Raw genomic sequence first — 22,959 nt, 5'->3', positions numbered from 1 at the left:
CGGTCAACTGCTGATAATTCATGGTAGTACTGCTTGTTTCTTTGGCGAGAAGAGCGTACCACTTTCAGCAGTTGGCTTCTTCTTCTACACCTTTCCATGAATGTCGCACTTATTATCTGAAATCGGGAGTAACAAATACATTAGCATAAGCAGCCATAATCGCAAAACTTTTGGCCTAAAAGATAAAACCATTTTTAGTCTAGATGACATCTCCAATCCTATATCAATAGGAAGTTTAGATATATCAAGCCAACCATTCAAAACACCAACCTTATATAGGGGGTTAACTAAAACATTCATATCTGACCAGAACAAAGGTTTCATTATTATAGATGACAATGCAAATTTGATTCAGACAATACTTAGTAAGTCTGGAAACGTTTGGTCTATATCGAAAACAGAAAGTGAGCAGTATATAGTAAGCTTTGATACTACCGACATAGAAATCTATGACAATAACTTTAAAAGAATCAAAACATTAAAAACAGATATACTAGGTCCGAAGTCACTCGTTTTACTGGGTGATACCTTGTACGTAGCAAGTGCTAATGGATTACACACAATAAATATAAATAGTAACACAACTGAAGAACTCATAAATGACTCATTCTTTGCCTTAGAGCTTAACTCTAATAAGAATGAAATTATTGCAGGTTCCTCTAATGGAGAACTAGTAAGGTACAATACTGAAACTAAAGCAATCACCCGTCAGACAATAGACCTAGGCAACCCAATATTTGATGTAGTAGAATATAAAAACCAGTTTTTCATAGCTTCTCAAGGAGGCGTGTTTTTATATAAAAACAATACAACACATCCAATCTACTCTGAACAATTCGTTATAAGCCTTTCTATTTTAAACGACAACTTATACTTTGGAACGGGAACTGGACTTAAAAAATACAACATAGAAACATCAAAAATTGAAAACATATTCTCAAACAACAAACCCATATTTTCCATTTCAAATAAAGAGAAATTATTAATCGCGTCATCAATTAGTGAAATCATCATCAAGAATTTAGAAAATTCTAAAGTGAGAATTTTCAGTAAAGAACTGGGGGCCCAATTAGAATATAACGCCAACTCAATTTACACTGACGAAGAACGAGTTTTAATAGGTGGAGCAGCAGGAATTAGCTCAGTAAAACTCAAAAAAATAGAGCGCTTTTTAAATAACACTAATTCTCCAACAGTTAACCTGAAGGAACTATTGATATTTAACATCCCTGAAAGTTCTAATGGAAAAGTATTGAAATATCAATTTTCTAAAACCAATAAAATAAAGCTAAAGTACTCAGACTACCCATTTACTATTAAATTTAACAGCCCTGGTGTTTCATATAGTAACATAAACTATGTATACCAAATGCAAGGCCTATCTGATACCTATATTCATTCCAAAGGAACCGACTCAGCCACATATACCAACCTATCTCCCGGTGACTATCGATTCTCTATCTATGCCATAGACCCTGTCACGGGTAAACATGGGCCAACGCGAAACCTCGACATAGAGATCACTCCTCCTTGGTGGCTATCGAGTACAGCAAAGCTGGTTTACCTTCTATTCTCGCTATTCATCTCGGTATTAGTCATTAAAACCATATTGCGCCGAAGGGAAATTCAGAAGCAGATTGCTAAGAGCGAAGAACGGCTAAAACTTTCCCTATGGGGCAGCGGCGATGAGATGTGGGACTGGGATATTGAAACAGGTCAAATCTACCGCTCAAATATCTGGGGATCGCTAGAGTTTCCCCAAGATGGCCAGCGATCCGGTGGCGAGGGAGAAGAGAGTAATATTCATCCGATGGATCAGGAACGCGTTCGTGAGGCTCTGAATAAGCATTTTTATGGCGAAACTGACCATTTTGAAGCCACCTATCGTGTTAAGGGTAAAGCAAATGAGTGGGTTTGGATCTTAGACAGAGCAAAAATTGTCGAGCGTGATGAGCATGATAACGCAGTTCGTATGACGGGAACCATTAAGAATATTAGTAACTTTAAACAAGCCGAAGAGCAGTTAAGGTTATTTGAAAGAGCCATTCAAAATATTTCTGAAGGCATGTTTATTCTCGATAGAGACTTTAAGTTTGTAGAGGTTAACGAAGCCTGCTGTGATCTAGCCATGCTAGGTAAAGAAGCGTTCATTGGTAGTCTATTTAACTTCGATCTTTATCCAGATAGCTATTCAGAACAGATCCGCGCAATACTCAAACAGCAAGGGCGATGGAGTAATGAGATCGAGTCGGCGCGCGGTAACGGCACTAGCTTCCTGATGGAGCTCTCAATCGATGCAATTTACGATGAGCAAGGCGAACTGTCACATTATGTGGGGGTTTTCTCTGATGTAAGCCGTCGTAAACAGCAAGAGGAGGAGCTCAGAAAGCTCACTAACAATGATCTGCTGACCAACTTACCTAACCGCTCTAACTTAATGGTGACACTCGGTAACTTGGTTAAGCGAGACTCTCACCATACCTTAATGGTATTGGACTTAGATAACTTTAAAAAAATCAACGACTCACTAGGTCATCAGGTAGGTGATGAGCTACTAGTTCAGGTTGCTGACCGCATTCAGGTTGCAGTGCCTAACCACACCAGTATCTATCGTTTAGGTGGCGATGAATTTGCAATTCTAGTCGATAAAAACCCCGATATTGGTACCAGCGCCGTTATTGCTAAGAATGTCATTCATGCCTTTGAGACACCATTTGAACTCACGAATGAAAAAGTGGTGGTGGGCTTAAGTATCGGTATCGTGTTATATCCAGAAGATGATCAGAATGAGCAGGCTCTATTAAGAAAGGCCGATATTGCCATGTATCACGCTAAATCCGCAGGTGGTAACCGCTATCAATTCTACTCAGAATCCCTTAACAAAAACGCCATCCGCCAGTTAGAAGTGGAAAATTTGATCCGCGAAGGCCTTAAAGATGACCTGTTTGAGGTCTATTATCAGCCTAAGGTGGACTTAAAATCAGGGCAAATGGCAGGTATGGAGGCCTTAGTTCGTTTAAACCATCCGGAACACGGTCTTATTCCGCCAAATAAGTTTATTCCTCTGGCAGAAGAGAATGGCCTCATTGTCGAGATTGGTGATGTGGTATTGAAAAAGGCGTGCTTTGCTGCGCAAAAGTGGCGCACGCAAGGGTTATTCAATGGCAGGGTCGCCGTCAATTTATCGTCGAAACAGTTTGCCTTACCTGATTTACACCAGCGTATAGAGTCAATTTTACAACTCACTCAGCTACCTGCTGCTAACTTAGAGCTTGAGATCACCGAGGGCACTGTGATTAAAGAGCCGGAAAAAGCCATTAAAGTCATGCAGCAACTGACGCAGATGGGTGTTAGCCTAGCACTAGATGATTTTGGGACTGGCTACTCTTCACTCTCTTATTTAAAGCGCTTCCCTATTCATACCCTAAAGATTGATAAAGCCTTTGTTGACGATATAGACAAGTCGGATCGCGATCTAAAAATGGTCGACTCTATTATTACAATCGCCCATAACATGGGGCTTTCTGTTGTTGGCGAAGGAGTTGAGGAAGCATCTCAGCTTAGTATATTGCGCGCATTAAAATGTGAAGAGATCCAAGGCTACATATTTAGTAAAGCGGTAACCGAGCCTGAATTTACCAAGCTGCTACAAGATGACGCAAACAGAGACGCGAGCGACACACTTTCCACAAAAAACGGATAAAAAACACAAACAAAGCCAACATTGGCACAACAACTGCAACTACCTTCTCATAAGTCAAAAATATTACTTTATATTTAATACTCTATGAGAAGGTACAAAATGAAAACAATAATTAAAGGATTAGTTACTTCAGTTGCATTGGCATGTTCAGTTTCAGCGGTTGCATCTCAAAATAGCCTAGAAACCCCCGCTTACCAAGCCTCTCCGATCTCAGAAGCAATTCAAAAAAATCTTTTTGTAGGTATTCCAAACATTAAATACACCGCTGGTATTCCAAACATTAAGTACACCGCCGGTATCCCAAACATTAAGTACACCGCTGGCATTCCAAACATTAAGTACACCGCTGGTATTCCAAACATTAAGTACACCGCTGGTATCCCAAACATTAAGTACACCGCTGGTATTCCAAACATTAAGTACACCGCTGGTATTCCAAACATTAAGTACACCGCTGGTATTCCAAACATTAAGTACACCGCTGGTATTCCAAACATTAAGTACACCGCTGGTATCCCAAACATTAAGTACACAGCTGGTATCCCAAACATTAAGTACACAGCTGGTATCCCAAACATTAAGTACACCGCTGGTATTCCAAACATTAAATACACCGCTGGTATCCCAAACATCAAATACACCGCTGGTATCCCAAACATCAAATACACCGCTGGTATTCCAAACATCAAATACACCGCTGGTATTCCAAACATTAAGTATATCGGCCAAGCAACGGCTTAATTTGAGGTAATGATTATGTTTGATTCTCTAAAGAAAATGCTTGGTTTAGCACAACCGATTCGTAAGAAAGTACAGCTACCTGAAGGGCTAGATCGTTTAGAAGTTATCCCTGCCAAAGGTTGGTGGAATTAAATAAGGCATCAAGATGTCTAGGAGTATGATTATGTTTGATTCATTAATGAAAGCACTTGGATTAGCAAAGCCTGCTCGTAAGAAGGTTCAGTTGCCTGATGGTCTGAATCACTTAGAAGTTATCCCAGCCAAAGGTTGGTGGAACTAGCCTAATACACGGGCTAAAAGTTCAATTAACAAAAAAGGAGCATAGGCTCCTTTTTTGTTATCTCTATAAAACTGACTCTCTAGACTGGTTATAAACCAATGGTTCTTCCCTGCTTACCCATCGCCTTACGGTAAGCAAATTGTTTATGAGAATTAAACAAAGGGTATGCAGCAGGGCCAAATAAAGCGCCTGCAATGGCCCACCGCTTTACTGGTAAACCAGCCTTAAATGCAGCATTTCCTATAGAATACCCTGAGTACACTAATATCAATACGATAGCGAATAACACTTATCTACACCCCACTTCAAATAAGTCAGCCTTAGCAAACACTAGCCAGCAAGCGGGACATTATATAGTCTAAGCAGAATAAATAGAACATTTTTTAGGCAGTCAATAACCGACAAGCAAAAGAAAAGCGGCACAATGTTGCCGCTTTGTTAAATTGAATTATGGTTACTACCTTCTTAGCTAGAAGTTATACAACTTAATTTTAAGCTTTAGCTAAAGAAACGAGTCCCATCAGTGGCCATCTGCTTGAGTGACTGAGCAGGCTCAAATCGATTGCCATAACGGGCTTGATAGCCCTCTAAAGTCTTGACTAAGTTATCGGCCCCGAGCGTGTCGATATAATGGAAAGGCCCACCGAGGAAAGGTGGAAAACCAATTCCGAAGATTGCGCCAATATCCCCATCTCTAGGACAAGCAATAATCTTCTCCTCAAGGCAGCGTACCGCTTCATTGAGCATCTGCACTACACAGCGCTGAGCCACTTCAGCTGCTTCGGTGTCAACACCTGGCTTAAGTCCAAGAACATTGTAGACCGTCTGATCCACCTCTTTGGTCTTCTTCTTACCACCATAGACATAGAAACCTTTACCATTCTTGCGGCCCTTTCTATCATCGGCTAGGAGCTTATCGAATGCTGCTGGCGCCTTAAAACGATCACCCAACTCAGACTCTAAGATAGGTGAAATTTTAGCGCCAACATCGATACCGACCTCATCCAATAACGTCATAGGCCCGACAGGAAAACCAAACTTCACTAGTGCCTTATCAAGGTGTTCGACACTCTGCCCTTCTAATAAAAGCTGCGCCGCTTCGTTCATATACAGAGCCAGAATTCGATTGACATAAAACCCTGCGCCATCTTGCACAACAATCGGGGTTTTACCCTGCTTCTTAGCAAATGCTACCGTCGTTGCTATGGTTTCAGCCGATGTCTTTTCGTGGGCGATCACTTCAACCAATGGCATCTTCTCAACGGGTGAGAAATAGTGCAGGCCGATAACATTTTCTGGTCGGCTAGCCGCTTGAGCTATCTGCCCAATAGGTAAAGATGAGGTGTTTGAAGCAAAAATCGTATGCTCACCACATTCACGTTCAACATCTTTAACCATCTGATGCTTAAGAGATAAATCTTCAAAAACCGCCTCCACCACAATATCGGCGTCTTTAATGCCTTTATACTCAGTCGTTGTGGTCATCAGCGCCATTAAATTGTCACGTACTGCGGGGGTCATGTGACGACGCTTAACACCCTTATCCAGTAGCTTATATGCATAAGACAGCGCATTGCTTAAGCCTGTTTCACTGATATCTTTTACGCGAGCAGGTATTTTAGCTTTCGTCGTAGTAACTGAGGCGATACCGCCCCCCATTAAGCCACCGCCTAATACCATGACCTTATTCACATCACGGGGCTTAACATCACCGGCACCAGTTTCTTTCTTCATCTCTGTCGTAGCAAAGAAGATACTACGTAGAGATTCTGACTCCTTAGACATCACTAAGTCAGCAAAGTGACTCGCTTCAACCTCAAGTCCTTTCTCCATGCCTTTTGTCATACCTTGGCGAACGCAGTCAATGATCTTAGCTGGCGCAGGATAGTTACCTTGGGTCTTCTTCGCGACCTGTTTACCCGCCTGATCAAAAATAATGTTACGACCAGCACTGGTGCCTTCAAGCACCTTGTTAATTAAAGACTGTTTCTTTTTCTTTGCCGGACGCTTACCAGCTAATGCCATTTCAACCGCTGTGCGCAGTAAAATAGACTCAGGCACGGCATCATCGACTAAGCCCATCTTTAACGCTTGTTTTGGGCGAAGCTGTTTGCCAGTTAACATCATATCGAGTGCAGTCGTTACACCCACTAAACGCGGCAAACGTTGAGTACCGCCACCGCCTGGCAATAAACCAAGTTGCACTTCGGGTACACCCATCATGGTTTTTGGATTAAGCGAGCACACGCGTTTATGGCAAGCCAACGCAAGCTCTAATCCACCGCCCAAACAAGCGCCATTAATCGCGGCAACCACAGGGATAGATAAACTCTCAAGCTCGTTAAAAACCACGTGCCCTTGCTGTGATAATAGCTTGGCATCGGCAGCTGTTTCGCAAGCATCGAGCATCGAAATATCAGCGCCCGCAACAAAAGAATCTTTTTTCCCAGAGACTAAAACGAGGCCTTTGATGCTCGCATCGGCCTTAATTTCAGAAAGTACTTCACTGATCTCAGGCCCAAACTCACTGCGGAGTGTATTCATGGTTTCGCCCGGAACATCCATGGTCAGCACGGCAATACCATCTTCTCGGCGAGATAAATTAAATGTCTTTTCCATAAGAGTTACTCCACTTCCACAATCATTGCTGCACCTAAACCACCCGCAGCACATGCTGTTGCGAGACCCGTACCGCCACCACGGCGTTTCAGTTCATGACACACTTGAGTTACTAAACGCGTACCTGTCGCCGCAAACGGGTGACCATAGGCTAAAGAGCCACCAAGCACGTTGAACTTACTCATGTCGATTTCACCGATAGCGCGATTACGCCCCAGTTTCTCTTCGGCGAATTTTTTCGAACCAAACATCTGCATGTTTGCTAATGTTTGTGCAGCAAAGGCTTCATGCATCTCAATTAAGGTTAAGTCTTCTAACTCCATCCCTGCTCGCTTAAGCGCTAAAGGCGTTGCATAAGATGGCCCCATCAACATATCTTCCCAGACATCGATAGCCGTGAAAGCATAACTCTTAATGTATCCGATAGGTGTATAACCTAGCGCTTTGGCTCTACCTTCACTCATCAAGAGCACCGCCGATGCGCCATCGGTTAGTGGCGTACTGTTCGCAGCCGTTACCGAGCCATGTTTGCGGTCAAAAGCTGGGCGCAATTTAGCGTATGACTCAAGCTTGGAGTTTTCCCGAATATTGTTATCGCGGTCGATAAAGGCTTTATAAGGCGGTACGTGCGCTACCATCACCTCTTCTGCAAGCTTTCCTGCATTCCAAGTTTCGGTTGCGAGCGTGTGCGAGCGATGTGCTAAGGCGTCTTGGTCAGCACGGCTGATATTGTAGGTCTTCGCCATCTGCTCAGCTGTTTGTCCCATAGACAAACCTGTCGAGTATTCGGCAACAGCAGGTGGCACAGGTAATAGATCTTTAAGGCCTAGGCGACGAAAAATAGCCAGTCTCTGTCCGAGGCTTCGAGCTTTATTAAGATCGACTAACGCATGGGCTAACTTCTTAGAAACACCGATAGGTAACACTGATGAAGAATCAGCGCCGCCAGCAATCCCTATATCAAGATTTCCGGTCATGATAGACTCGGCCACATTCACCGTAGACTGAAAACTAGTCGCACAAGCACGGGTAACACTGTAAGCATCGGTACTCACATTCATCCCCGTCCCGAGCACGATTTCACGAGCAATATTAGGTGCAGCTGGCATCTGTACAACTTGGCCATAAACAAGCTGCTCAATCTCTTTAGGATCCAGCTCGGAGCGAGCAAGCAGTTCGTTCACAACCATCTTGCCCATGTCTAATGCCGACACACCATGAAACGCGGTGGCTTGCTTAGCAAATGGTGTACGTAATCCCGAAACAATGGCGATACGCTCGCCTCTCGCATTCGTCACCTGTTGTCTATCACTCATTTTTCGCCCTCTTATTCTGCATTGCGAACTTAACGTTGCATGCTTTCTTATATCCTTGGGAAACCTATTTATCTAAAACCAGACAGGTCTGACCATTAAAGTGTGATCTGATTCTAACTTCTTACCGAGAAGTTTTAAACACTTGTTTGTTTTTTTGTCATTAATATATGAAAAAACTGTTTATTAACAAACCTTAATGAAGCAAATTCCAATTTCCATTGTCTACGAACTTACTCACTTACCTAAGTAAGTAACCATAACGACAAATTTAGTGCGCCCCTATTGTCCTTCGTAAGATTGACTTATCAGCCTAAAGCAAAATTGGTACTAGCCAAACCCCAAGGGAATTTTTTACTATGTCGTTGGTCTATATCTCACTAACTTAAAATAAACCGAGTAGCATCATGCCTTTGAGTCGATTTCACGCATTACGCGAATACTTAAATACTGTCATTTTAGGACAGCCAATACTCACCGAGAATCTACTGATTGCATTAATTGCCGATGGTCACCTGTTAGTTGAAGGCCCACCCGGTCTTGCTAAGACCCGTGCGGTAAAAGCCCTTTGTGATGGCGTTGAAGGCGATTTTCACCGCATTCAGTTTACGCCAGATCTACTGCCGGCAGACTTAACTGGTACCGATATTTACCGTGCGCAAACGGCAACCTTTGAATTTGAAGCTGGTCCTATTTTCCATAACCTTATCTTGGCCGATGAGATCAACCGTGCGCCTGCTAAGGTACAGTCGGCTTTATTAGAAGCGATGGCTGAAGGTCAAGTCACTGTGGGTAAACACAGCTATCAGCTACCAGAGTTGTTCTTGGTCATGGCCACTCAAAACCCACTTGAAAACGAAGGCACCTACCCGTTACCGGAAGCCCAGTTAGACCGTTTCTTAATGCACTTAAACCTTGACTACCCAAGTGCAGAGACGGAATTTCAGATCATGAGAATGTCTCGAAACGAAGCGCTTAAGCAAGAATTGCCCCACATTGAGCCGATAATTCAGGGGGATATTTTTGCCGCAAGAGAGCATGCGCTGCAGATCTACCTTGCCGAGCCGTTGGAGAAGTATATCGTCGATATTATTATGGCTACCCGCAACCCTCAAGCTTATAGCCAAGAGCTAGCGAGTTGGCTTGAATATGGCGTCAGCCCTCGTGCAACCTTGTCTCTAGAGCGTTGCGCTCGTGCTCGTGCTTATCTATATGAGCGTGACTTTGTTTCGCCTGAAGATATTCAAGCTGTTGCACCTAACGTATTGCGTCATCGTTTGTTACTGAGTTATCAAGCACAAGCCGATGGCGTCAGTGCCGACAATGTGATCAATCATATCCTTTCTCAAGTTGCGGTCCCTTAATGGTCAATTCTGAGCTGCCGTTGTTTAGCAACGGCATTAACATTACGGAAAAAGAGTTACTGGCCTGTCAGAGTCTTGCCAAAGCCTTGCCGGAGAAACGAACCAAGGCCAAGGCAAGCCTTGCAGGACACCGTGCCAGCCTAATAAAAGGTCGGGGGATGGAGTTTGCCGAGGTTCGTCACTATCAAAGTGGTGACGACGTGCGCACCATCGACTGGCGCGTAACGGCGAGAACCGGAAAAGCTCACACCAAACTATTTGTAGAAGAGCGTGAGCGCCCAGTGTTGTTGTTGCTCGATCTCAGTCACAGTCTCTATTTTGGCTCAAGTTTAATGTTACAGTCGGTGCAAGCCGCTCACCTCGCAACAACCCTAGGCTGGAGCGCTATTTTACATGGCGACCGTCTCGGGGCGTTAATTGCTACGGAGCAGGAACACATTGAGCTAAAACCACGCAGTCGCCAGCAAGGCATATTGCAGGTGATCTCTGCCATTAAAAACCTTCATGGTAGGCAACTGCATAATATCGCTGAGCAGCGCCCCGAGCCCGAACATCTACTCAAGGCCTGTCAACGTCTGCGCCGACTCGCCAAGCCTGGCTCACTGATATGGATTATCTCAGATGGCAGTAACTTCACTCCAAACTGCTTAGCCGCACTATCTGATCTTAAACGTCATTGCGACTTGGGCGCCTTTTTAATAACCGATCCGCTACGTCAAGGACAGCTTGAGCTGCCTAAGCATTTCCAACTTCCAGTACGAGAAGGTGGAAAAGAGCTGGTTATCGACAGAAACAGTTATGAGCAGTGGCTGACGAATCAGCTACATCAGCAGAACCAATTTATTGAGATGATGCAAAAACTTAACGTTCAAACCCGAATCGTTGATGCGGGGCTCCGACTTAATCTACAGTTAGGAGCATTACGATAGATGAGCAATCCGGTCAATCCCGCGCTTGCTTCAATGCAAGACATTCAAACACCAGCCGAAATCGGCCTGTGGCCTCTCGCTTACGGCTACTGGATAAGCCTACTTATAGTCATTGTGGTTACCACTTTGTTTATCCTCTGGCTTAGCAAGCGCCGCAAAGTTGGCGCAGCTAAACGCGCGGCGCTTAAAGAGCTAGCCATGTTAGATCAAAACCATCAACAGTTTGCAGCCGAGGTAAGTAGCCTACTCAAGCGTGCAGCGATGAGTTATGGCGCTCGCCAACAAGTTGCACAATTAACGGGTAGCGATTGGTACAAATGGCTAAATGCGCAAGTTAACACGCCACAAGATGAGCTGTGTAAACTGTTAGCGCTGCGCTTTCAAAAGGCACAACTGAGTGATGAGGAGAAACAGTCACTTAGACGCCATGCTCAAAGCTGGTTAACAGCGGCGCTGCCACTAAGCAAAGTGAGCGCTATTAACCATAAGGTCAGCGAGGTTAGCCAATGTTAACCCTTGCCTGGCCGTTTTTATTGCTACTACTGCCTTTGCCACTGATTTTTAGAAAAAAACAGCAGCAAAAACCCATGGGTGGACACCTACTTTTACCTGGTGCAAGTTTACCAGGCCAAGTTGTCGCAACCGAAAAAAGCCAACAAAGTAAAAAACGTTATTGGCTCGTTTGGTGTTTGTTGGTGTTAGCCTGTGCTCGCCCGCTTTGGGTTGGTGAGCCTATCGAACTACCGAGTAAAGGCCGTGACCTTATGCTTTCGGTGGATCTGTCTGGCAGTATGCAAATTGAAGATATGGTCATCGACGGTAAAGTCGTCGATCGCTTCACCCTTATCCAGCATGTCATTAGTGACTTTATTGAACGCAGAAAAGGCGACCGTATCGGGCTGATCCTTTTTGCCGATCACGCCTATTTGCAATCCCCGCTAACCCAAGACAGACGCACGGTTGCACAATACCTAAAAGAGGCGCAAATCGGCCTTGTGGGTAAACAGACCGCAATTGGCGAAGCTATCGCACTTGGCGTTAAACGATTTGATAAGGTCGAGCAGAGTAATCGGGTATTGATTTTACTCACCGACGGTTCTAACAACGCAGGGGCGATTTCACCAGAGCAGGCGACACAAATTGCGGCTCAAAGAGGGGTCACCATCTACACCATAGGTGTCGGGGCTGATGTGATGGAGCGCCGAACCCTATTTGGTAAAGAGAGGGTTAATCCTTCTATGGATCTGGATGAGTCTCAATTGCAGCAAATAGCGAAGGCCACGGGTGGCCAATACTTTAGAGCTAGAAATACTGAAGAGTTAGAACAGATCTATCAAGTAATCGACACCTTAGAGCCTGTCAGCCGAGAACAGCTCAGTTATCGTCCTCAGTCTGAACTCTTTTACTGGCCACTGGCCATAGCGCTGCTAGCTTCAATTGTTACCGCTTTAAGCAATATTGCAGCATTTAGACCTAGCTTAAGCTCTAAGCCCCAATTTGCAAAAGGAGGACGTTAACGATGCACTTCTTACGTCCCGAGTGGTTCTTAGCTCTACTCCCTTTGGCCTTGCTACTGCTGCTTTTATTAAAAAGCAAAGCGGCAAATTCAAGCTGGAACCGCTATATCGCCCCCCACTTAGCCAAGGTACTAGTGGGTGGTTCGATTAAAAAGAGAAACAATAATATCGGCTACCTCGCCTTAGCTTGGTTTATTGCCGTGTTTGCCCTATCGGGGCCTGCGTTTGAGAAAAGAGCGCTGCCCGTCTACGAATCGGCACAAGGCCGCGTCATCGTCATGGACATGTCTTTGTCTATGTACGCGAATGACTTAGTGCCTAACCGTTTAACGCAAGCAAAGTTTAGAGCCACCGATCTTATCGATGCTCTCTCTGAAGGCGAAACTGGATTAATCGCCTACGCTGGGGATGCATTTACTATCAGTCCACTCACTCGCGATAAAGCGACCCTGTTAAACCTATTGCCAACGTTAACGCCGAGCATCATGCCAGTCAGAGGCTCAAACCTTGAAGCGGCGATCACTCAAGCAAAATCCTTGCTCAGTCAAGGCGGTCATATTCGCGGTGATATTATTTTGTTTACTGATGGTGTATCCACAGCACAATTTAAACGCGCAGAATCTGTACTCGCCGATAGTCAGTACCGACTGGCGATTATGGCTTTCGGAAGCCAGCAAGGCTCACCGATTAAGCTACCCGATGGTCAACTCTTGCGTGACAACGCCAACCAAGTTGTGGTCGCTAAAACCGACTATAAGCTGTTAAAAGAATTGGCAACCGAAGCCAATGGTATTTTAGTGCCTAGTCGTGCTGACGGCGCCGATGTCACCCAAATTAAACATTGGTTAGCCAATACCCAAGATACCAAGGCGAGCGATCTTGAGGGCGAAACTTGGCTAGACCTAGGTCCCTACTTTGCGCTGCTATTGTTACTACCGGCATTATTGAGTTTTAGAAACGGCATGTTAGCGAGCCTAGCGCTACTGCTCTTGATCCAGCCGAGCACGCCTGTCTATGCCAACACTTGGGACGATCTGTGGCAAACACAGGATCAACAAGCGATGCAAGCATACCAAGCTAAAGACTATCAAGGCGCAGCAAGTCAATTTGCTCACCCGCAATGGCAAGCCAGTGCACTATATAAAGCGGGGGATTATGAAGAGGCGCTTAACGCCTTTGAAAAAGATGATTCTGCTAGCGGTCTATACAATCAGGGCAATAGTCTAATGCAACTTGGCCAGTACGCCGAGGCGCAAAAGCGTTATCAATCGGCAGTTGAAAAGAATCCAGACTTTAATGCAGCCAAGAGCAATCTTGAGCTGGCCAAGAAGCTGCAACAACAGCAAGAGCAACAAGATCAACAAGATCAAAAAGACCAACAACAAAGTCCTGAGCAAAACTCTGATAACAGCTCTGATGACAACTCTGATGACAACTCTGATAAACAGTCGGATAAAAACCAAGGAGATGATCAATCCATAGGTTCTGATCAAAACAAGGCTCAATCTCAAAACTCAGAGTCAAAAGAGAGTCAACCTGGTGATCAACAAGAGAGTGATTCACAACAGGGCAAGTCTCAGCAAGATAAGCAAGAGTCTGATTCAAAACAAGAATCTCAGCAGGAGCAACAAGGTGATACTCAATCCAATGAGAGTCAATCCAATGAGAGTCAATCAGAGCAGCAAGAAGCGGCCAATAATGACGCTGAAATGCAAGCTAATCCTGAAGAGAATAACGCTGAAAAAACTCAAGCTAACAGTCAGTCAGCCCAGCAAGCCGATAAAGAGCAAACTGCAGATAATGAGCAACAAGCGCAATCTGCAGCACAGGCTCAAACGGACGAGCAGCCAGCAGGAGAAGCTAAGCAAGTTCCTGCGAGCGCGATTGCAACAGATGAGCCATTACCGCCAGAAATGGAGCGCGCCCTAAGGGCTGTAGCGGATGACCCACAGGTCTTACTGCGAAATAAAATGCAACTTGAGTACCAGAAACGTCGCCAACAAGGCATCAATACTAAGGAAAACGAACAGTGGTAATACGGCATATTTTTCTTTTAGCGATTATCGCCCTAACAGCCGCCTTCCCAGCTAGCGCGATCACAACGCTGCATGCTTCCGTAGACCGTAACCCCGTTATGGAAGGAGAGTCTTTCGTGCTGACCGTTACCGCTGATGACGATCTCAACAGTGGCAAGCTCGATACTTCAATGCTGTTAAAAGACTTTATCGTTGGCCGAACCAGCATCAGCCGTAGTAAGCAGATAATGAACTTTGACGCCAGCAATGAAACCCGTTGGCAAGTACTGTTATCGCCTAAACATATCGGCACGATTACGATTCCAGCTTTTAATATCGACGGTATCAGCTCTCAGCCTATCGAATTATCTGTTTTAAAAACGGGCTCTCAACCGCAGCAAACGCAAGATATCTTTATGCGCGCTAACTTGTCGAGTGAGCACGCTTATGTCGGCCAGATGCTGACTTACAAGGTAAAGCTGTATCTCGCATTAGAGCTGCAGCGGGGCGTGCTTAATGCGCCAAATCTTGAAGGCGCTCAAATAAAACAACTTGGAGAAGATAAAGACAGCACAGAAGTTGTCAATGGCCGCCGTTACCGAGTCATCGAGCGTAACTATGCCATTATTGCCGACCAGCCCGGTACGCTGACTATCGACGGTGCCAGCTTCTCAGGAGATGTTGTCGTGCAGTCTCGACGTAACGGCGCCATGTTCTCTTTCAATGAAAGCAGACCGACCCAGACTCAGGCTCCCAAAATGACCGTGGTTATCGAGCCGATGCCTGCTGATTATCATGGTCAGTGGTTGGTTTCTGATCTGGTCGTATTAAAAGAGGATTGGCCTGAGACGCAAACCGAATTTAAAGTTGGCGACCCTATCACGCGTACCATCAATCTGTTGGCATCAAATACCGACGAGACTAGCCTACCGGAAATCCAAGTTAGCACGCCACCAGCGCTAAAGGCTTATCCTGAAAAGCCTCAGCGTAATACCTTTTTGCGTGATAATCAGATGGTGTCTCAACTAACCCAGACCACGGCAATTGTCGCGACTCGCGCTGGTACTTATACCCTGCCGGAGATTAAGGTGCCTTGGTGGAATCCACATTTAAATAAACAACAATTTGCAACCTTACCGGCGCGTACGATCACAGTAACAGGCGGTGCGGCACCAGAACCAACTTCAGCTCAAGTGACACCAGAGTCTGGCAATACCAATGCCGGTTTTTGGCCTTGGTTATCATTAGTACTTGGAGGACTCTGGATTGGCACATTACTACTGTGGCTCAAAGAGCGGAAGAGAACTCCGATTCAACCGAGTATCAATGATACCTCGAAAGCCGTTAGCCCAAGCTCTTCGCTCGCAGCGCTACAGTCGGCTTGTCAGGCAGGTAATGCCTCTGCGGTGCTCAACACCCTCACTCGCTATTATAGCGAGCTATATCAGCGTCCAATGACCCTGAGTCAAATAGCAGCAACTAATAGCACGCTAGGTCATAGTATTAACCAACTACAGCAGGCAGCATACGCTTCGAGTCCGCAATCTGGTACGGTGGATTTTGCGAAAATCCTATCTGTAGCCAAGATGGCAAGCCCCAATACCAAGCCTGATACAGACTCGGCGCTAGATAAGCTAAACCCAAGCTAATTCTATGCTCGATGTAACGACCAACAAAGCGCCTCACTCTAGGCGCTTTTTTTGTCCAATCAGGTGCTAAGTCTCAGCCGACAAATCTAACAATTGGTATTCACTATTCAACGAGGTTAAGCTGTCATTTATTGATCCCGTTAAAAAAAATGAAAATGTTTGATAATTGGCGAAATAAAAAGTCGAAGTCCACGGTCTTTTCAGACATGGTTAGCAAACAACGACGATACGATAGCCTTGTCAGGGCACTTCATGCCGATATTTACCGTTTCGCCTATTGGCTTTGCGGGGATAAACACATCGCTGAAGATATCACTCAAGAAACATTTTTACGTGCTTGGCGATCACTTGACTCTTTAAAGGATGAAAAGGCTGCCAAAGCGTGGTTAATCACTATTTTGCGCCGTGAAAATGCCAGACGCTTTGAGCGTAAACAGTTTAACTACTCAGATGTTGAGCAAGAGTTTATCGAAGATACCTTTTCTGGTAGTACCGAAGAGCATGCAGAGCAACACTTAATTCGTAGACAGATTTACAACTTAGAGCTTGAGTATCGAGAGCCATTGCTACTACAAGTCATTGGCGGCTTTAGCGGTGATGAAATCGCAAAAATTCTCGATTTAAATCGTAATACTGTTATGACTCGTTTATTTAGAGCAAGAAACCAACTTAAGGATCAACTTGAACAACCGCAAATCAGGGGGCACTCCAATGGATGAGCTACAATTTCGCCGCCAAGCTTATAGCGACCCAAATAACCAAGATCCAGACTTTCTCGATGCTGCAATGGAATCTGCCGATAGAGAAGCTTTTTTAAGTGATCTAAAAGGCTTAGACAATAAAATTGATCGCGCCCTTAAGGTAGATGTACCCGACGACCTAGCGGCAAAATTATTGTTAGGTCAGCAACTACAGCATCACCATACCCAGCGCCGTAAAACAGGGTTCGCATTTGCCCTCGTAGCCTCAGTTGCATTTTTAGCGGGCATGACATTTACATTGTTAAGAATGGCTCCGGTTGATTTAGGTCAGCACGCCCTTGCCCATGTTTATCATGAGACAACAGCACTGACAGTTGATCAAGATGTACCGTTTCAAGATGTAAACTTTCAACTCGCTTCCCTTGCTGGAACCAACGAGATGAAGTTCACAAGGCAGCCAGGCAAAGTCTTTTACAGTACCTATTGTGATTTTCAAGGTGTGCAGAGCTTGCACCTAGTGATGCAGGGTGAGCAGGGAAAAGTCACCTTGTTTATCGTTCCGCTTGAAGATCGCATGGTGCTTGATAAAGCTTTTGCCGATAACAGATACCAAGGAATGGGCTTTGAAACCGATAATGCCTATATGTTACTAGTCGGTGAGCAACACGAAGATCTTAATTACGTGAAAAACGAAATCAAGCAAACATTTATCTAATCGACCTTTACAACCAGCGATGTTCAGTGCACATCGCTGGTTAGAACTTCATCACATCTCTCCGCTTTATTGGGCGTTAGCTCATAGATCTGCTAGCATAACGCCCACACAAATTGAAAATAAAAGAAGCGTGCATCACACATGACAATTGAATTACCAGTTTTAATAACTTTTATCGCCTACCTTACCCTTATGATGGGTATAGGCTTATGGGCTTATAAAGCAACAGACTCTGTAGACGATTACATTCTTGGCGGCCGTGGTATGGGACCTGCAGTAACTGCGCTCAGCGTGGGGGCATCCGATATGTCAGGCTGGTTACTCTTAGGTCTACCCGGAGCGGTATATCTAGGCGGACTAGGCGAAGCATGGATTGGTATTGGCTTAGTGTTCGGTGCTTGGCTAAACTGGTTATTCGTTGCTAAACGACTCAGAATTTATACCCAGTTCACAGACAATGCGCTTACCCTGCCCGATTTCTTTGAAAAACGCTTTGAAGATAATAAAGGAATATTAAAACTCGTTTCTGCTGTCACCATTTTAGTTTTCTTCACCTTCTACGCTTCATCTGGCATGGTTGGCGGTGCCATCTTATTTGAAAAAGTATTTGGTCTTGATTACACCTTAGCGCTGCTTATTGGTTCTACGATTATCGTTGCTTATACCTTTGTTGGTGGCTTCTTTGCCGTTAGTTGGACCGACTTTTTCCAAGGTTGCCTGATGCTTATCGCACTATTAATTGTACCAGTTGCAATTTTTAGCCAGCCAGAGACACAAGCAGGCTTGGAAAGCATCGACCCAGCAATGCTATCGATGTTCAATGAAAAAACCACCTTGATTGGTTTCGTATCGCTTCTCGCTTGGGGCCTAGGCTACTTTGGTCAGCCACATATTATTTCTCGCTTCATGGCTATCGCGTCACCAGAGGATATTCCTGTCTCTCGTCGCATCGCAATGGGATGGATGCTTCTAGCCCTAGCCGGTGCGTTGGCAACAGGTATCGCCGGCAGCCTTTACTTTGCATCTGAGCCCCTATCTAACCCAGAAACGGTATTTATTCACTTAGCCCACGCAGCCTTTAACCCATGGATTGGTGGTTTGTTGATTGCCGCTATCTTATCGGCCATCATGAGTACTATCGATTCGCAGCTATTGGTTTGTTCTAGTGTGATCACCGAAGACTTCTATAAGAAGTGGCTACGCCCACAGGCAACAAGTAAAGAACTAATGCTAGTCGGCCGTATTGGCGTATTGGCAATTGCCATCATTGCTGGTGTTGTTGCCCTAAACCCTGAAAGCAGCGTATTAGGTCTTGTTAGCTATGCATGGGCAGGTTTTGGTGCCGCCTTCGGACCAGTCGTATTGTTATCTCTATTCTGGCGCGGTTATAGCCGTAATGGTGCTGTGGCGACAATTGTTGTTGGCGCACTTACGGTGGTTATTTGGAAGCAGCTTACTGGCCATATTTTTGACATCTACGAAATCCTGCCTGGCTTTATTCTAGCCACGCTAACGGGTGTGATAGTCAGTAAAATGAAAAGCCCATCAGAGACAATAAAACAGCAGTTCGATAGCTTCCAAGCAAAGCTATAGCTGTAATAAAAGGCAAAACAGATAAAAAGCGTACACTTGTACGCTTTTTTTATTTTTACCGACCGCCTCCTTTTTCGGCACTCAGTTACATCTCATTAACCCGAAATCAAACCGCCTCTGTGTCCAAAGCCTCTACTGGCTATACATTCTGCCGTCTATTTTAATTACTCAGCTAATTACGAGCCAAAAAAACGCGCAACAATTAACTAATACTTAACAATAAATCGTTTCTGGTCGGAGTTGTTAGCTTGCACACATCTCCCTACTATGCACTGGTCTAATAAGTGGATCTTGCCGCTAATCATGAAATTAGCCCCAAAATAAGCAAGACCAAAATATAATAGAGATGATAATAATGAAGATTTTCAACAAGACTCTTATTGCTGTATCAGTTGCTCTAGCAAGTACTCAAACAATGGCTGCAGGTTTCCAACTAAACAGCCAGTCAGCAACTGGTATTGGCCGTGCATTTGCAGGTGACGCCGTTATCGCTGACAACGCATCAGTGCTTTCACGTAACCCAGCTGCGATGGCATTGTTTGATCAAAAACAACTTTCAATGGGCCTAACTTACGCTGACGTACAGGTAGAAGTAAGCGATGTATTCGTTAACTCAAACATTGGTGAACTACACTACGGTAGCGTAGACGATGCTGCTGAAGCTAAAGTTATTCCAAACTTTTACTATGTTAGTCCAGTAAATGATAAGTTTGCCTACGGTGTGGCTATGTTCAGTAACTTCGGTACTGGTACAGATACTAGTGAGCTATCACAGCCTAAGTCTATTTTAGGTGGCACAGCAGAAATTCCTGCGCCAGTGGATCTACTTGGTAAGACTGAAGTAACCACAATCAACTTCAACCTAAGTGCTTCATACCGTATCAATGACCACTTCAGTGTGGGTGCAGGCCTTGATGTGATCTATGGTTCAGGCACACTTACCCGCTCAGGTGAATTACCATTAGGCCAAGATGGCTCTTTTGTCCCAGTTGACCTTGTCGATGTTGATGCAGAAGGTATCGCTTTCGGTGGTATTGTTGGCGCGGTATACGAGATCAATGCCGATCACCGCTTAGGTGTTAGCTATCGTTTCAGCCCAGAGTTTACGGCCGATGGCACTGTTAACTTTGGTGTTACAGAATTCGAAGAGATCAACATTCCAATTCCAGATATCTTCCAAGTTGCTGGTTTCCACCAGTTAACAGACACATTTGCACTACACTACACAGCGCAAATGACAACTTGGGGCGATTTCCATGAGATCACAGTTACTGACCCTGCAGAAGCACAGCTAAAGAAATACGCTTGGGATGACTCATGGTTATTCAGCGTCGGTGGAACATACACGCTAAACGATAAGTGGACCCTACGTGCAGGCTACATGTTCGACCAAGGTGTTGTTGGCGAAGTGAGCTCTATCTCTATTCCAGATTCAGACCGTCAGTGGTACACCATGGGTGCGACTTACAACCTGTCAAAGAATACTAGCCTAGACTTCGGTATTGCATTTGTTCGAGGTGAAGAAACACAGCTAACTGAGCATAGCTCTGTGTTAGATCTTGTTAGCCAAGAGATGCCAATTCTTGGCTCTGATCTAGGAACAGTACACGCGACAACGACGTCAAACGCGACGTACTACTCAATCCAGTACAACTACAAGTTTTAAGCTAACCGCTTAATTGTAGATAGTATCTAGATAACAAAGCCGCATACCAATGCGGCTTTTTTATTGCGCATTTATTAAGCTAATTTCATTGTCTTCTCAAGGATATTCTTGTTAACGTTAATCAAACATCAATTGGAATTGAGTAAGCTATGTCGAAAACCAATACCCCCTCAGCCCTGATCTTAGGTAGCCTACTTTGTTTTGGTCTTATCATGTTAGGCAATACCATTGGCGATAAACTACTAAAAATGAAAGCAATGGAGCGAACCGTCACGGTAAAAGGCCTAGCCGAAAAAGAGGTTCGAGCCAATGTTGCCATTTGGCCTATTCGCTTTACCGAAGTCGACAACGATCTCAATAACCTCTACCAAACCGTACAGACTAAAACTGACAGAGTCGTCGACTTCCTAAAACAACAAGGCTTTAGCGAAGATGAAATTACCGTCGCCCTTCCTGCAATCGAAGACAGGCAAGCACAAGGTTACGTCGACCCGAATGTGAAATACCGTTATGCGGCCAAGATCTCCATTTCTCTGTATACCAACAACGTGGATCTCTTACTCACTACCCGCACCAGTATGCTTAGTCTTGCGAAAGATGGTATTGCAATCTCAGATCAAGACTACAACAGCAAAGCACAGTTTTTATTTACCGAGTTAAACAAGGTCAAGCCTGAGATGATTCAATCAGCAACTCAAAATGCTCGACAGGTTGCTGAAAAATTCGCTATAGATTCCGATTCTAAACTAGGCAAAATTAAGAAGGCGTCTCAAGGGCAATTTAGTATCAATGACAGAGACAGCAACACCCCCTACATAAAGAAAGTGCGTATCGTTTCAACATTAACCTATTATCTGAACGATTAACGCTCAAGATTCAATTCACTGATAGCAAAAAGGCTTAACTTAGGTTAAGCCTTTTCGTCTGCTACTGTTTAACTAAAATTCTTCTACGCTCTGTTGCCACCGCCCCATATAAAGTAGCGGCTGTTAATCACAAAACCTATCCATCGTATTTTTCTAATAAATAATTATTGCAGATAAAAACCACATCCATTAGAATTATCTCATGGATTAATTTTGGTGCACTATAATATGAAAAATACCATCTTTGGCTACCTACTCATTAGCTCTCTCCCCTTTATAAGTCTGTCAGCAATGGCCGAGACTCTACCTATAGAGCCGATATCAGTAAGCCTGAAACCCTACCCTAACTGGGTGCAGTTGGACGCCGTTGTCGAGCCAACAAAAGCCGCGACAGTGTCAGCACAAACTTCTGGACGTATTATTAAGCTCAACTACGACATCAATGACCTAGTTGCCGAAGGTGCACCACTACTGGAGATCACCAATAAGGAGCAAGGTGCACAGCTTGCAGCGGCAGAAGCCGATTACGCCAAAGCTAGCGCTGTCAATGTAGAAGCGCAGCAGCAGCTAACTCGTTATCAAGCACTGTTTCCAAAAGGCGCCATCTCCAAAGGTGAAATGGATGAAGCAGAGGCCAATGCAAAATCTTCACAGCAGGCAGTCAGTGCCGCGAAAGCCAAAATCACTCAAGCTCGCGAGTCTCTAAACTACACCTTAGTCAGCGCCCCCTTTGCAGGTATTGTTACCCAAAGGCATGTCGAAGAGGGTGAGACGGTAAGCCCAGGCCAAGCCTTATACTCAGGCTACTCATTAAGTCAGATGCGCGCCGTGACCCAAATTCCCCAACGCTACATTGAAGCGCTAAAGCAGCAACCTAACTTCAAATTAACCTTAGCCAACGGTAAGCAGATTAACAGTGACCAGTTAACATTGTTCACCTTTGTTGACCCTAAAAGTCATAGCTATAAAGTGCGCATTAACTTGCCAGATAATGTCGATGGCGTAATCCCTGGAAGCCTTATCAAGGCCCAATTCATCAGCGGCAGTCGAAGCGCCATATTCGTACCAGAGTCTTCACTGATCACCATGAATGAGTTAAGCGCAGTTTATATTCAGCAAAATGATAAATGGGTGTTAAATCAAGTCAGAACCGGACTTGCGGATAATGGCAATGTTGAGATTTTAGCCGGATTGTCCGATGGCGATCTGGTGGCCAAAGATGCCTATCACGCCCTATTAATGCTTAAACAAAGCCACAAGCCATAGTGCGATAACTGGAAGCTGTAAT

Annotated in this window: 16 protein-coding genes and 1 pseudogene; 14 read left to right on the top strand and 3 right to left on the bottom strand. The window is 44.7% G+C overall.

The annotated features are described in order from the left end of the window. Positions 1 to 115 precede the first annotated feature (115 nt). A pseudogene (locus K5Q92_RS18465) lies at positions 116 to 3,703 on the top strand (EAL domain-containing protein); the annotation flags it as partial. A gap of 99 nt (positions 3,704 to 3,802) precedes the next feature. Then, a complete protein-coding gene (locus tag K5Q92_RS18460; protein WP_220770359.1) occupies positions 3,803 to 4,444 on the top strand; it encodes a hypothetical protein in 642 nt (213 codons plus the stop codon). 368 nt (positions 4,445 to 4,812) lie between these two features. On the opposite strand, the gene K5Q92_RS18455 is transcribed toward K5Q92_RS18460, so the two are convergent. The 3 genes from K5Q92_RS18455 to fadI all read right to left on the bottom strand — a co-directional run bounded on the left by K5Q92_RS18455 (position 4,813) and on the right by fadI (position 8,659). After that, complete coding sequence (locus tag K5Q92_RS18455) at positions 4,813 to 5,013, bottom strand: hypothetical protein (RefSeq protein WP_220770358.1); 201 nt, start codon at positions 5,011 to 5,013, stop codon at positions 4,813 to 4,815. Positions 5,014 to 5,222: 209 nt separating this feature from the next. Then, positions 5,223 to 7,343, bottom strand: a complete 2,121-nt coding sequence (gene fadJ / locus K5Q92_RS18450) for a fatty acid oxidation complex subunit alpha FadJ (protein WP_220770357.1) — start codon at positions 7,341 to 7,343, stop codon at positions 5,223 to 5,225. A gap of 5 nt (positions 7,344 to 7,348) precedes the next feature. Then, positions 7,349 to 8,659, bottom strand: a complete 1,311-nt coding sequence (fadI, locus tag K5Q92_RS18445; protein WP_220770356.1) for an acetyl-CoA C-acyltransferase FadI — start codon at positions 8,657 to 8,659, stop codon at positions 7,349 to 7,351. A gap of 404 nt (positions 8,660 to 9,063) precedes the next feature. Here fadI and K5Q92_RS18440 point away from each other — a divergent pair, with 404 nt between their 5' ends. The 12 genes from K5Q92_RS18440 (at position 9,064) to K5Q92_RS18385 (ending at position 22,937) form a co-directional block, all read left to right on the top strand. After that, complete coding sequence (locus tag K5Q92_RS18440) at positions 9,064 to 10,020, top strand: MoxR family ATPase (RefSeq protein WP_220770355.1); 957 nt, start codon at positions 9,064 to 9,066, stop codon at positions 10,018 to 10,020. Then, entirely contained in the window at positions 10,020 to 10,949 is a 930-nt protein-coding gene (locus K5Q92_RS18435) for a DUF58 domain-containing protein (protein WP_220770354.1), read from the top strand. The genes K5Q92_RS18440 and K5Q92_RS18435 overlap by 1 nt, the downstream gene beginning before the upstream one ends. Next, complete coding sequence (locus tag K5Q92_RS18430; protein WP_220770353.1) at positions 10,950 to 11,462, top strand: DUF4381 domain-containing protein; 513 nt, start codon at positions 10,950 to 10,952, stop codon at positions 11,460 to 11,462. It begins immediately after the preceding gene. Continuing rightward, entirely contained in the window at positions 11,456 to 12,466 is a 1,011-nt protein-coding gene (locus K5Q92_RS18425) for a VWA domain-containing protein (protein ID WP_220770352.1), read from the top strand. Before K5Q92_RS18430 ends, K5Q92_RS18425 begins: the two co-directional genes overlap by 7 nt. Positions 12,467 to 12,468: 2 nt before the next feature. After that, positions 12,469 to 14,502 (top strand): VWA domain-containing protein, encoded by a 2,034-nt coding sequence (locus tag K5Q92_RS18420; protein ID WP_220770351.1) that lies wholly within the window; start codon positions 12,469 to 12,471, stop codon positions 14,500 to 14,502. Beyond that, the gene (locus K5Q92_RS18415) at positions 14,496 to 16,130 is read left to right on the top strand and encodes a BatD family protein (RefSeq protein WP_220770350.1); all 1,635 of its coding nucleotides are present in this window, start codon (positions 14,496 to 14,498) and stop codon (positions 16,128 to 16,130) included. The genes K5Q92_RS18420 and K5Q92_RS18415 overlap by 7 nt, the downstream gene beginning before the upstream one ends. A 155-nt stretch (positions 16,131 to 16,285) precedes the next feature. Further along, on the top strand, positions 16,286 to 16,849 hold the full coding sequence (locus K5Q92_RS18410) for a sigma-70 family RNA polymerase sigma factor (protein ID WP_220770349.1): 564 nt from the start codon (positions 16,286 to 16,288) through the stop codon (positions 16,847 to 16,849). Beyond that, positions 16,842 to 17,546, top strand: coding sequence for a DUF3379 domain-containing protein (locus tag K5Q92_RS18405; protein ID WP_220770348.1), 705 nt, complete (start codon positions 16,842 to 16,844; stop codon positions 17,544 to 17,546). Before K5Q92_RS18410 ends, K5Q92_RS18405 begins: the two co-directional genes overlap by 8 nt. Before the next feature lie 141 nt (positions 17,547 to 17,687). Then, on the top strand, positions 17,688 to 19,139 hold the full coding sequence (gene putP / locus K5Q92_RS18400; RefSeq protein WP_220770347.1) for a sodium/proline symporter PutP: 1,452 nt from the start codon (positions 17,688 to 17,690) through the stop codon (positions 19,137 to 19,139). Positions 19,140 to 19,494: 355 nt separating this feature from the next. Then, positions 19,495 to 20,805 (top strand): OmpP1/FadL family transporter, encoded by a 1,311-nt coding sequence (locus K5Q92_RS18395; RefSeq protein ID WP_220770346.1) that lies wholly within the window; start codon positions 19,495 to 19,497, stop codon positions 20,803 to 20,805. A gap of 149 nt (positions 20,806 to 20,954) precedes the next feature. Next, the gene (locus tag K5Q92_RS18390) at positions 20,955 to 21,671 is read left to right on the top strand and encodes an SIMPL domain-containing protein (protein WP_220770345.1); all 717 of its coding nucleotides are present in this window, start codon (positions 20,955 to 20,957) and stop codon (positions 21,669 to 21,671) included. Between the two features lie 228 nt (positions 21,672 to 21,899). Next, a complete protein-coding gene (locus K5Q92_RS18385) occupies positions 21,900 to 22,937 on the top strand; it encodes an efflux RND transporter periplasmic adaptor subunit (protein ID WP_220770344.1) in 1,038 nt (345 codons plus the stop codon). Positions 22,938 to 22,959 lie beyond the last annotated feature (22 nt).

The sequence above is a fragment of the Shewanella sp. MBTL60-007 genome (assembly GCF_019654915.1).
Classification (GTDB): domain Bacteria; phylum Pseudomonadota; class Gammaproteobacteria; order Enterobacterales; family Shewanellaceae; genus Shewanella.
The sequence above is the reverse complement of the archived record's forward strand: the minus strand, read 5'-3'. Positions and strand labels throughout refer to the sequence as shown.